This is a genomic window from Bradyrhizobium sp. UFLA05-89 (assembly GCF_059803475.1).
This window is the reverse complement of sequence record NZ_JBANBA010000066.1, coordinates 39,265-50,865: the sequence shown is the minus strand read 5'-3', so window position 1 is coordinate 50,865 and position 11,601 is coordinate 39,265. Positions and strand designations below refer to the sequence as shown.

At 62.4% G+C, this 11,601-nt stretch carries 14 protein-coding genes; 5 read left to right on the top strand and 9 right to left on the bottom strand.

Annotation, left to right across the window (positions count from 1 at the left end; genetic code table 11):
* From SO139_RS28625 to SO139_RS28615, 3 genes are all read left to right on the top strand, one after another.
* Nucleotides 1-289 (top strand): hypothetical protein (locus tag SO139_RS28625; protein ID WP_498541037.1); only part of this gene is annotated, 289 nt, incomplete at its 5' end.
* Nucleotides 290-380: 91 nt separating this feature from the next.
* Nucleotides 381-944: a hypothetical protein gene (locus tag SO139_RS28620; RefSeq protein ID WP_498541036.1), complete on the top strand. Its 564-nt coding sequence runs from the start codon at nt 381-383 to the stop codon at nt 942-944.
* A 76-nt stretch (nt 945-1,020) separates the two neighbouring features.
* Nucleotides 1,021-1,407: a hypothetical protein gene (locus tag SO139_RS28615; RefSeq protein WP_498541035.1), complete on the top strand. Its 387-nt coding sequence runs from the start codon at nt 1,021-1,023 to the stop codon at nt 1,405-1,407.
* Between the two features lie 629 nt (nt 1,408-2,036).
* Here the strand turns inward: SO139_RS28615 and SO139_RS28610 are convergent.
* The 5 genes from SO139_RS28610 to SO139_RS28590 form a co-directional block, all read right to left on the bottom strand.
* Entirely contained in the window at nt 2,037-2,435 is a 399-nt protein-coding gene (locus SO139_RS28610; protein ID WP_498541034.1) for a DUF5681 domain-containing protein, read from the bottom strand.
* Nucleotides 2,413-3,648: a tyrosine-type recombinase/integrase gene (locus tag SO139_RS28605; RefSeq protein WP_498541033.1), complete on the bottom strand. Its 1,236-nt coding sequence runs from the start codon at nt 3,646-3,648 to the stop codon at nt 2,413-2,415. Before SO139_RS28605 ends, SO139_RS28610 begins: the two co-directional genes overlap by 23 nt.
* Nucleotides 3,649-4,052: 404 nt before the next feature.
* Nucleotides 4,053-4,367: a hypothetical protein gene (locus SO139_RS28600; RefSeq protein WP_449382681.1), complete on the bottom strand. Its 315-nt coding sequence runs from the start codon at nt 4,365-4,367 to the stop codon at nt 4,053-4,055.
* Nucleotides 4,368-4,711: 344 nt separating this feature from the next.
* Nucleotides 4,712-5,326, bottom strand: coding sequence for a nuclear transport factor 2 family protein (locus SO139_RS28595; protein ID WP_449382682.1), 615 nt, complete (start codon nt 5,324-5,326; stop codon nt 4,712-4,714).
* A 210-nt stretch (nt 5,327-5,536) separates the two neighbouring features.
* Nucleotides 5,537-6,343: a response regulator gene (locus tag SO139_RS28590; RefSeq protein WP_449382683.1), complete on the bottom strand. Its 807-nt coding sequence runs from the start codon at nt 6,341-6,343 to the stop codon at nt 5,537-5,539.
* Nucleotides 6,344-6,551: 208 nt separating this feature from the next.
* Between SO139_RS28590 and SO139_RS28585 the strand changes: the two genes are divergently transcribed.
* Both SO139_RS28585 and SO139_RS28580 read left to right on the top strand, forming a co-directional pair.
* Complete coding sequence (locus SO139_RS28585) at nt 6,552-6,782, top strand: NepR family anti-sigma factor (RefSeq protein ID WP_254102994.1); 231 nt, start codon at nt 6,552-6,554, stop codon at nt 6,780-6,782.
* On the top strand, nt 6,782-7,330 hold the full coding sequence (locus tag SO139_RS28580) for a sigma-70 family RNA polymerase sigma factor (RefSeq protein ID WP_027521710.1): 549 nt from the start codon (nt 6,782-6,784) through the stop codon (nt 7,328-7,330). The genes SO139_RS28585 and SO139_RS28580 overlap by 1 nt, the downstream gene beginning before the upstream one ends.
* Before the next feature lie 156 nt (nt 7,331-7,486).
* Here the strand turns inward: SO139_RS28580 and SO139_RS28575 are convergent, their stop codons facing one another.
* The 4 genes from SO139_RS28575 to SO139_RS28560 all read right to left on the bottom strand — a co-directional run bounded on the left by SO139_RS28575 (nt 7,487) and on the right by SO139_RS28560 (nt 11,588).
* Nucleotides 7,487-9,145: a CHASE domain-containing protein gene (locus tag SO139_RS28575; RefSeq protein ID WP_449382684.1), complete on the bottom strand. Its 1,659-nt coding sequence runs from the start codon at nt 9,143-9,145 to the stop codon at nt 7,487-7,489.
* Between the two features lie 324 nt (nt 9,146-9,469).
* Nucleotides 9,470-10,093, bottom strand: a complete 624-nt coding sequence (gene ureG / locus SO139_RS28570) for an urease accessory protein UreG (protein ID WP_498541032.1) — start codon at nt 10,091-10,093, stop codon at nt 9,470-9,472.
* A 165-nt stretch (nt 10,094-10,258) separates the two neighbouring features.
* Nucleotides 10,259-10,984 (bottom strand): urease accessory protein UreF, encoded by a 726-nt coding sequence (locus SO139_RS28565; protein WP_449382719.1) that lies wholly within the window; start codon nt 10,982-10,984, stop codon nt 10,259-10,261.
* A complete protein-coding gene (locus SO139_RS28560; protein WP_449382686.1) occupies nt 10,965-11,588 on the bottom strand; it encodes an urease accessory protein UreE in 624 nt (207 codons plus the stop codon). The genes SO139_RS28565 and SO139_RS28560 overlap by 20 nt, the downstream gene beginning before the upstream one ends.
* Nucleotides 11,589-11,601 lie beyond the last annotated feature (13 nt).

The window sequence follows — 11,601 nt, the reverse complement described above, 5'->3', positions numbered from 1 at the left end:
CGATCTCGCGTTGAATCTCCTTCAATATGCGATTCTCACCCAGCTTGGTCCGTGGATTTCTGACTCAGTAAGACTAGGACGCGCGACCGACGGCTTAACTGGACGTGATTTGAAAGAGCTGCTCCTCCTTATTGCTGACCAACCAGCCGGCATCGATGTAGCGCTGGACGTCCTTTACATGCGCTTGCACTCGGACCGCTCGGGACAGCGATTACACGAACCTGAGGTCTTGGAGGTCAGTCGAGCTCTTATCCCGTGTCGAATTCAAAAAGAGCAACGAGGGATTTGACAATCACCTGGCGGACATCGCGCGAGCCTGTCTGACAGGGACCGGCGGAGGCCCGATCGCGGCCGGGGTTGCCAGGCGATTCAGGCAGGCCGTGGCGGATCGCGAGATCTACGCCTTCGACTATGATCGTATGCTGAGCGGACTACTTGATGTGCAGCCAGCGTCCGTTCTCGACGTTCTATTTGACGGGGACGAACGAGAGCAGCGGCTAGTTTTTGGCGTTTTCGAACGCTTGCACGAACATCGGTCCAACCCAGCAGACGCGATCTCATGCGCAGCCCTCATCGCCTGGTGTGATCGGAACCGCAACAAGCGCTACCTGCAGGCCGCTTCGATCGTCAGGTTTGCGCGCCGCGCCGAGAAAAGCGCACCACAGATATGGTCAGACCAGGCGAACGCCCTACTCGCTAACGCACCAGATCCCAAGTCTGTGCTGGCGGTGTTCGTCGAACGGTTCCGACCGATGAGTTGGAGCGGCTCCCGAGCCGCGCTGATCGAGGCGAACGCTCGCTTGCTCGACGAGCTCGACCCCGAGATCTCGGACAAACTGATCTCGTTCGTCAACGAAGCAAGGGATCGATTTGCACGAGACGTTGCCGCTGAGCGACAGTGGGAGACTGAGCGCGATCGAACCCGAGACGAGCGGTTCGAATGAGTTCGGCGGGGCACCAACGGTCCGATGTTCGACCGAGTCCATACGCCCGACTTGAGCTAGCGCAAAGGTCTCGATATTGGACGTTATCGAGACAAAGCTCGAACCGAAGCCCGCCCTGCTTGTGGACATCCGCACGCCTGCGTTGTGCGCGACCCGAACCCTGCTATCCTACTTGCACCGATCGGCGATGATTTTGAACGAGAGCGATCCGGCTAGGGCGAAAAAAGTGAATCGGTTGCGACACGGGCTGTTCGGTTTAACCATCATCGTGCAAGTGGCAGGAGCGGCCGTTGCTTATCTTGTCCCTGCGCATTCGGAAGCCGGATTGATCGCAACTCTGTTTTCCTCAGCTATCGCGGTGGGGCTCTATGCCTCGAATGCAGTGGAAGCGCGAAAGCTGAAGGAGCGCCTTGATACCATGTCAATAGCCACAAACCTGTTCAATTTGCAAAATTTCACCTGAACGAGCGGACCTTCCCCCTTCTGCGATCGCGCTTCGTCCCGCCCTCTGGTTCGCAGGTCTCGCTCTGATTCGTTTCAATTGGAAACTCCGACGCAGGCGAAACCGGTCCCGCAGCTGGTGGCTGCGCCCTTCTGAACGTTTGTCGGCAGCCAATGGACCACAGTAGAGGTGTTCACCAAGCCGTTACCGGACCCGCCGGCGCCGGTGAGGCGCACGCTTGAACGGCGGACATATATGAGTCAGCCCGACGGCAAGGCGGAAGTCCATTGGACGAGTGCTCAACACGAAATTCTTGCAACGCCGGTCGAAAGCCCTGCGGTGACTAACATGGTCGTGACAAAACCTGCTAAGAGGGTGCGGTCCCGGAAAAAGTAAAGCTCGCGCTGGCCTAGGGACGCACGGCGCGGCGCGCGATGACCCCGACCCGGATGTCGCGGAAGTAAATCAGCTAAGTCTCATGGTTGGGATTGCTAATCACCCACCGGGCCGACGGTCAGCAGCCGTGGTCCCATGGTTTGCGACGCGCTCCCACCTGCCGCAATGCGAAGAAGTTCCCGCAAGCTTAGCGGCCTCGAATGCCTTGACGGCGCAGGCAACCACCTTCGAAATTTCGGCCGCATCGACGGGTGTTAGACGGCCCGTGGCACCGCACTCATCACCTCGGACATCGCATCGGCCGCATCGCGGGCAGAGTTGATCGGCCGCAATTGGAAAGTCACGGGCCGATCCTTGGCCGGAGGCATGATGCGGTCGAGGCACCATCGCATCGCTATTGGATGGCCCTTTTTGCCCATTTGAATGGCCTTCCGCATGATCTCTTCGGCTTCGCCGTTGAGCATCGCCTCGCAGAACACGGTTGTGGCATTCCTCGAACCCTTCGGGCGGCCATTTGGATTTCCAGAAATAACCTTCGGGAATCGCCCCGCCTGCTTTTTTCTGTATTTCAGGTGACATCGTTCCGCTCCCGCGTTTATGCAACCTCCGATGTGAGGCGTGGAAGTGCAATCACGTGGAAGCGCTTGTGACATATCGCCCCCACGCTTCCATCAATTGCCGCCGCTTCTTCAATGCATTCCCGCGTCGATAAGCTTGCTCTGTTTCATCGCCCACCTTGTGAGCCAACGCCATCTCGGCAATGTCTCGTTCGAAACGTGTCTCGTCACCCGCCCAATCGCGGAAACTGGACCGGCAACCGTGCGTCGTCATCGCCGGATAAACTGCTTTAAGTGCGTGGAGCACGGCATTCATGCCGAGCGGCTTGGTGTAGTCCTTCGACCACTGCCCGGCAAACACGTAGGCATCGGGCGCGGCGTCCTTCGGAATGACCGCTTTCAAGATCGCGATAGCGCGGTCGCAGAGCGGCACTTCGAAATCCTTGCCTTCAGGATCGTCCTCCGTCTTCATCCGGTCCGCCGGGATGGTCCAAAGCCGTTCCGCGAAGTCCACCTCGCGCACGCGCATGAAACGGGCTTCACTGGTCCGCACGGCTGTTAGGATGATGTATTCAGCGGCAAGGTTCACGGCCGTGTCGGCCGCTTCGTGCTTGCCGTGTAGTGCCCGCACGATGCCGGGCACGTCCTTGTAGGGCGCGGCCTTGTGGTGGCGCTTTGACCGCTTCGGCTTCGGCAAGAGCGGCTTCAAGGTCTTCCACATGGCGGGGTTCTTGCTGGATCGGAGCCCCTTGGCATCCGCAACGTCGAGCACGCGCTCAATCCGGCTTCGCGTCTCACGCGCCGTGCGGTTGATCCTCATCCATATCGGCGACAGGATCGCCAACACGTCGTTGGTGGTGATGTCAGCAAGCTTCTTCGCCCGGATGGGTTTGCATCGCACCTCAAGGTCCCGCTTCCAGTCCGCGAGCGTATTCTTGCCTTTGAAGCCTGCCTTGATCGATGCCAAGAAGGCATCGGCGAATTCTCCGAACGTGGTGCCTGCCACCGCTTCGGCCCGTCGCTCCGTCGCCGGGTCCTTACCCTGGAGCAGCATCTTGCGGGCGTCTGCTGCCTTGAGGCGAGCATCGGCGGGCGACAAGCCGTCCTTGCCCTTCCCCTTGGCTGGGCCAAGACCGATCTCTCGGCGCTTGCTGGTGCCGCGCACACGGTACAGGAAAATCCATTGGCGCCGCCCGTGTGCGCCGGCCTCGATTGCGAGGTAGAGCCCACCGCCATCGCTGTAGCGTCCGGGCTTAGCGATTGTCTCCGCTTCACGCGCGGAGAGCTTGTGCAGCTGCCTCTTGGCCATTCCCGCCCCACCATCCGCCCCACCATTGAACACGGATCGCGGCGAATTCCGGCGAACTTCCGTGAACGATGGCGGAATGTAATGCGGGAATTATAGCAGAACTAACAAGCGGTTAGAAGCTATCAGCGAGCCGCAGTGGACGCCTGCGGAATTGCCCCGCAGACGGGGTGATGCCAGTCGCGCCTTACTTTTTTCTGCGGGGCCACTGTCTCCCATCGGATTACATTCCCCAGTCCGGATAGCGATTGTCATACGGATCAGGCTGACGATCGAATGGTGCTGGGTGGTAGGGGATCGGCCGCCCAGGCGTTGCGTAGGCAAAGCCAGGAACAGTATCTACGACCACGCCTTGCTTGCCGCGCACAACCCCATGTCGGCGGTGTGAGTGAGAGGCCGCAGCGGCGCTAGCCGATGCACACAAAGCGATCAAAAGGATCAGGGCTGAGATCGACCGCATCGTATCTCGCTCCCGTCGATTGCTGCGCACGTACAATTACCACGCCAGCATGGCCTGCCGTAGCTGATCCAGAGGCCAAGCTCCGTGCTCTCGCCGACCCGCCTGATGGTGAAGACGGCTCGAGGATGTCGCTGATGTCATCCTTGTCGATGCCGAGGAAGTTATCGGACACTTTGAACAGAACTTCGTTGCCTTGCGCACGGTCGAGACCACGAACTGCGCAACCCGTACCGGGCATCGCGTCGACAGCGTCCTCCACCATATGGACGATCAGTTAGTGCAACTGGCCCTGCTGATTATTTCCGAACGACATGGCCGTGGAGCAGGGCGGCCGAGCCGGACTTCGCAACCTCGTGTGCGATCATCCGGCTAGCGCTGGGAAGCCAAGAAGGCCGCCCCGCTGAGTCTTCGGATTGGCGCTAGTGGAAACGCCCGCCTTCGCAGTGCCGGTATTCTTGACGGCTGCGACGATCGCGACACTTCCGGTAGTTGCGCCACGACATGGGTACACGTCGAAACGTTAAGACTGGCTAAAGCAGATCATTCGAATCGCGCGCGACACAACCAAGGATGCGCGGCAAGTTGCCACATACACGGAATCCGCGATCACGCTGCGCCTGACCGCGCCGCGCCGCCCAGCCACTCGCGCCCTTCCGCATAAAGCTTCTCGACCTCGGCGCCGGTCAGGCCGGGCATGTCGCGCTTGACCTTGTAGCCGATCAACTCCTGCATGTAGCCGAGGTGGCGGTAACCTTCGGGAAGCGCCGCCAAGCGCTCAGCCTCGAGCCGGAGGACCGCGGCGGGATCGATCGGATCGAGCCGGTCCTTCTCATAGATCGGCTGGCGGCGGACGATGCCCCATTGGCCCTGCCGCTTCTCCAGGAAATCGTAGAAGCGTCCGGTGCAGACCACGTCGCAGACGACGTCGTGGACCGGCGCCCGCTGCGAGATCGTCATCTTGGTCTGCGCGATGGCGCGCTCGCCGGCGAGATCGATGCTGGTGCCGCCGAGGAAGTGCAGGATGCGCACACCCTTGGCAAAACCTTCGCGGCTCACCCGGATGAAGTCCGCCGCCGGGCCCTGAAACCAGGTCGCCGACATCCAGCCCTCCGCATGCCAGACTGTGGCAAAGCGCTCCCAGTCACCAGCGTCGCGCCAGACCACCCAGTTCTCGAGGAGATCGCGGATAGCGAGGCGATCGAGCTGTGACTGATCGAGCATGGGCAAATTCTCCGGACAGATCCGGCCGCCTCGCGACCGTTTCCATCACCTATGGAGGACGAATTCCGCGGCCGTCAAGCGCGCCGGACGAACAACAAAAATCCGGCACACCCTCGTCGGCGCGCCGGATTAGTTCGTCACGACGTTCTATGTCTTGCGCCGCAGCTTCGTTATGCCGCGGGCGCCTTCGTTACGCCGCGGGCGCCTTGCTTACGCCGCGGGCGCCTTGGGCGTGCGGTTGCGGGAGTTGCGCTGGAAGAACAGTGCCTGGCTCGCCACCGCCGAGACCATCGCGGGCTGGAACGGCTTTGAGATCAGGAACGCCGGCTCCGGCCGCTCGCCGGTAAGGAAGCGCTCCGGATAAGCGGTGATGAACACCACCGGCACCTCGAAGCTGCGCAGGAGCTCGTTGACTGCGTCAAGGCCCGAGGAGCCGTCGGCAAGCTGGATGTCTGCGAGGATCAGGCCGGGCCGCTTGTTCTTGGCGAGCGCCACTGCATCCGCATGCGTGCGGGCCACGCCGACAACGTTGTGCCCGAGATTCTTCACGAGGCTCTCGAGGTCCATCGCGATGAAGGTCTCGTCCTCGATGATCAGCACATCGGTCGCGATCTCCGCCGCCATCTCGCGGCCTGCAGCATCCGCGAGCTTGCGCGTTTCGCCGACGTCGGTGCCGAGGATGAAGGCAACCTCTTCCTCCGAAAATCCCTCGAGCGACAGCAGCAGGAAGGCCTGGCGCGGCAAGGGCGTAATGTTCGACAGCCGTCGCTCCGGCGGCATCGGCAACGTCGTCACCTCAGCATCGTCGTTGAGCGAGACCGAATTCCAGATCTGGGTGAACAGCCGGAACAGGCCGGCACGCGGTCCGTGGCTCTCATCGAGCACCGACGGATCCCCGAGCATGGCTTCCAACATGGCTGCGACATAGGCGTCGCCGGACGGCTGGCTGCCCGTCAGGGCACGCGCGTACCGGCGCAACAACGGCAAGTGTTCAGCAACAAGCTGTGATCGGGACATCCCCACTCCATTCGTCTTCGGGCCAGACATCGGCCAGGGGCGGCCCGGGTTCCCCTGCTGGCGTGACTACGCTTCAACCACAGAAAAGTTCCGGAACGGCTGGAACTTTTTGTGCAACTTCGCATTAGGCCTTACTAGGGAACGGCTCCCGGTTGAGAAAATTTCTCGATTTGACAGTGACTTAACTCGGGGAAACGTGGAACAGGTCATGAAAGATCTCAAATCTCAAGCCAGTAGAAACACGACCCCCGGCAAGGGAGGGCTGACACCGGAAATCCAATCCCGGATCGGCCATCAATTGCGCGCCATGTACGACGACGTCGTGCGGCAGGGGGTTCCCGAGCGGTTCGCCGAGCTGATCAAGAAGCTTGATGCGCCGGGAGGAACACCCCAAGATCAAACCAATGGGGGATCCAACGACAACAATGGGAGGGACTAATGCCTCTCACGGAATCCCTGCGCGACGACATCCTGGCAGCAGTCCCGAGCCTGCGCGCGTTCGCCATCTCACTGAGCGGCAATGCCGACAGAGCCGACGATCTGGTCCAGGAGACGTTGTTGCGCGCACTCGCCAACATCGACTCGTTCCAGCCTGGCTCGAACCTGCCGGCCTGGCTGTTCACCATCCTGCGCAACCTGTTCCGCTCCGACTATCGCAAGCGGCGGCGGGAGGTGGAGGATGCTGAAGGCAACTATGCCAAGACGCTGAAGACCCAGCCGTCGCAGAATGCGCATCTTGAGTTCGAGGAGTTTCGTGCAGCCCTCGACAAGCTGCCCCAGGACCAGCGCGAGGCGCTGATCCTCGTCGGTGCGTCCGGCTTCTCCTATGAGGACGCGGCCTCGATCTGCGGCTGCGCGGTCGGCACGATCAAGAGCCGCGTCAATCGCGCGCGCTCGAAGCTCGCGGCACTGCTGTATGTCGACGGCGCCGAAGATTTCGGCCCCGACGAGACCGTGCGCGCCGTGATCGGCGGCAGCGGCGGCTGACGGACAACTTCGGTCGGTGGTGGACAAGGAAAAGGCGGCCACTTCCGTGGCCGCCTTGGCGTGCGTGAGTGATGACTTCGGACAGTGATGACTTCGGACGCCTTTCCTTCTCCCCTTGCTTACCTTGCGCGAGAGGAAGCGGAAATCGCGGCGACTTCAGCGCACCGGCCTGACCGGCGCCGAGAATTTTTCCGTGCGGTCGCGCTCGGTCATGTCCACGACGGTCTCCATCGGCGCGGTCAACTCGTAGACGTAGGAGGCATCGGTGAAGTAGCGCTTGGCGGTGCCGCCGAGCGCTTCGGGCGCGACGCGGTCGAGCAGGATCAGGCCGAAATCGGAATCCGCGCGCCGCGTCGCCTCGCTGGTGTTGAACTCCTCCCAGCGGAAATGGAAGACCGTATCGGGCGCCTCGCCCGTCACCGTCCAGTTCGCAGTGATGTGAGGATGCTTGCCGACCAGCGACAGGCCCTCGTCGGAATGCGAGGCGAGCTCGAAGAACAGCAGCGACAGGCTCTGCGCGGCACGCGCACTGACCGCGATGTCGGGCCCGCTGATGGCGATGCGATCGGCATGCGGAATGGCGCGCGCCTCGAACAGGCCTTTCAGCTTGACGCCCTGCCACTGGCTCTCGCTGAGCAGCGAAACCACGTTGGACATCGCGTGAATGCGCCCGATCAACAATTCACGCGCCACGTCGATGTCGGAACCGTGGCGCAGCGTGCGCGTCACGATCGACTGGATCACCGCCAGAATGTTCTTCACGCGATGATTGAGCTCGTCGATGACGGCCGTCAATCGGCGCTCGAAACCGATCCGCACCTGGATTTCGCGGCTGAGCCTCAAGTTGTTGTAGGCGACATAGCCGAACAGACCGCACACCATCGCCGTGATGGCGAAGCCGATCGCCGCGACGATGACTGCGGTCTGCTCGGCACGCCGCGCCGAATTGGTCTTGGCGAAGTAGCTGAGCTGCCAGTCGCGGCCGCCGAAGCTGACCGTGCGCGTCGAGGAGGGCTGTGGACCATCCTGCGAGATAGTCCGCGCGCTGACGACGCCCTGATCGTTGGCGATCAGCTCGCCGCCCGTCGCGCGCGGATCGCGCAATGCGACGGAGAACAGCGACATGTCGTCATTGGTCAGCATCAGCGAGGCGAGCTCGTAGGAAAACGTGATGAAGCCCGCAGGCTCCGTCGCCCCTTCCGGAATGACGGGCGCGGCCACGATGATGCCCATGGGTCCGTTGGGACGGAGCAGCGGCACCGGATCGGAGGCGACCGACTTCTTCTCGGCCATGGCGCGCGCCAGCATCGCGCCGCGCACGCCGTCCTGATCGAAGCTGCGGCCGGGCAGCGCCTTGGTCTCCTCACTGCGCGGCTCGAGATCCATCAGCACGTTGATCGGCTGGGTGATCTTCGTGGTGTCGAGCGGCGTGTCGTCGTAGTTGCGGATGCTCGCATTGGGAAAGCCGGCGGAGCTGAGCGCCACCTGCGCCGCGCTTAGCTCCGCCGGCTTGAGCCGTGCGATCCAGGATGCGACCACGAAATCGGTTTTGAAGGCGTAGATGGCGGAGCGCAGCGGCTCCAGCATGTTCGGCTTGATCACGGCGGGCGTGCGGAACAGGCCGGAGGCGACGCGCGCCAGAAGCTCGCGCTCGGTCAGTCGGTCCTGCACCAGGCTTGCATGAACGTCGATCGCGCGGGCCAGCGCGATGCGATCGATCGCCAGCTCCTGATCGTGGACGCGATAGGCCGCGAGCCCGGAGAGCAGTATCCCGAGCAGCGCGATAAAACCGATGATGAATCCCAGCCGAACCACTCGTTTACTCAGAAGGTGAGAGGCTGGCGAATAACACGGAGCATCTGAACGCCGCTCGAACGGCCAATTGCCGAAAGAGAATGAGACCCCACGGAAGACGATAATGAAGGAGGAGCCATCGTGACGCAACTTGGGTTGACCGGAATGCTTAATCCGCCAGCCTGGGCGTCAGCGCTCCGGGCACCGAAGTAAGTTAATCACCGTGGCGAACATTGGTTCCGCGGAGACACATTTTGCCGCAGATATTAACGGGCAGATACTAACACTCGTGTCAGACTTGGCTGATGTAGCCAGGCGTCCGACCTGCCCTTCAATCCGTCCTCGTCAGCCCACCCTTTTCAACCCGCCTTTGGCCTCGATGAAGCCGATGATGCGGTCGAGCCCCTCGCTCTTCTTCAGGTTGGTCATGACGAACGGCCGCTCGCCCCGCATCCGCTTGGCATCAAGCTGCATCTTCTCCAGCGAGGCGCCGACATGCGGTGCGAGGTCGATCTTGTTGATGACCAGGAGGTCGGAGCGCGTGATGCCCGGCCCCCCCTTGGACGGGATCTTGTCGCCCGCGGCCACGTCGATGACATAGATGGTGATGTCGGCGAGCTCCGGGGAAAAAGTGGCAGCGAGATTGTCGCCGCCGGACTCGATCAGCACCAGATCAAGTCCGGGAAATTTTGCGCGCATATCGGCAACCGCCGCCAGATTCATCGAAGCGTCTTCGCGGATCGCGGTATGCGGGCAGCCGCCGGTTTCGACGCCGGCGATGCGGTCCGGCGTCAGCGAGCCCGAGCGCACGAGATATTCCGCATCCCACTTGGTGTAGATGTCGTTGGTGATCGCCGCGATGTCGTAGCGCTCGCGCATGGACTTGCAGAGCAGATCCATCAGCGCGGTCTTGCCCGCTCCGACGGGACCGCCGACACCGACACGCAGGGGGCCGTGAGAAGTCGCCATATCGATTGCACTTTCCTTGTATCGTCGTCCTGGCGAAAGCCGGGACCCATTACCACTGAACTCTGCTGTTGCGGCGGGCTGCGGCCACAGCCGTGCATAACCACGAGCCTTTGTGGTTATGGATCCTGGCTTTCGCCAGGACGACGACGGACTCTGCCGCAGCCATCACGACCTGAACAGCCGCGTATATTGGGTCTCGTGCCGCAGGCTTGCGAGATCGGCGCGGAACGTCGCGCTGCCGAGATCGTCCAGGGTCGCGCTCAACGCGCGCGCGGCGGTCGCGGCAACGGCGACCTCCAGTGAAGCGAGCACACGCTGGCTGTCGGTCTGCCCGAGCGGGATCAGCCGACTCGCCGCCGAAATCCAGTTCGAGACCAGCGCGTGCAAAAAGGCGTGCAGCGTGGGCTCGAGCCGAATGCCATGGGCGCTAGCGACCACGCCGACCGCGACGGGATAGACCAGTGGCCCTGCGCAGGCCGTGACCATCGCGTCCAGCCCATCCGCATTCCAGGCTGCGCGCGCGATGTCGATGAAGGCGCGGCCCTGCGCGGTGGTCTCGAGCTGCCGCTCGCGCGAGGGCACGAAGGCGGCCGCAAGCTCCGCAGTTTCGCGCAAGCGAGCCTCATCGCCCGCCTCCACCGCGCGAAACGCCTGCACCAGGAAGGTGGCATCGCAAAAGCCTGCGCCATCGCCGAGCATCGCGTCGAGCCAGTTCGCGAGCGTTGCCGTATCGGTGATGTCGCCCGCCTCCACCGCCCATTCGATGCCGCTGGAGTAGGAGAACCCGCCGACGGGAAACGCCGGCGACAGCCACGTCATCAGCCGGTAGAGCGCCGCCGCCTCACGCTCGGTCAGGCCGGTGTCAACCGGCTCATTTGTGGTCATGAGCATGGCCGTGGCCGTGATGATGGTCGGGATGCTCGCAATGCGCGTCGTGGTGATGATGGTGACCGTGATCATGCGCGGCATGATCATGGTGGTGATGGTCATCATCGTGGTGGTGATGCCCGTGGCCATGATGCGCATGGTCATCATGCCGATGATCATCAGCATGCGCGTGGCCAGCATCGGCATAGGCGCCGCCTTCAGGATCGAAGGGAGCCTCGATCTCGATCACCCGCGCACCCAAACCTTTCACCATCGCCTCGATGACGTGATCCTTTCGGATACGTAGGCTCTTCGCCATGATCTGCGTCGGCAGGTGCCGGTTGCCGAGATGCCAGGCGACGCGGATGAGATGGTGCGGATCGTGGCCGCGGATCTCGAGCAGCGGCTCGGGAGCGGCGACCACCTCGACCAGCCGGCCGTCCTCCAGCACCAGCGCATCGCCGCCGCGCAGCGCGACGGCGTTTTCCAGGTCGAGCAGGAATTGAAGACCGCGGGTGCCCGTCATCGCCATGCGGCGACGGTGCCGGTCGTCGAAATCGAGCACGACGGTATCCGCCGCTGCTTCCGTGAAGCGGTGCTGCCCCCTGACCTGCGTCGCCCGGATCATGTGCTTTTCCCTG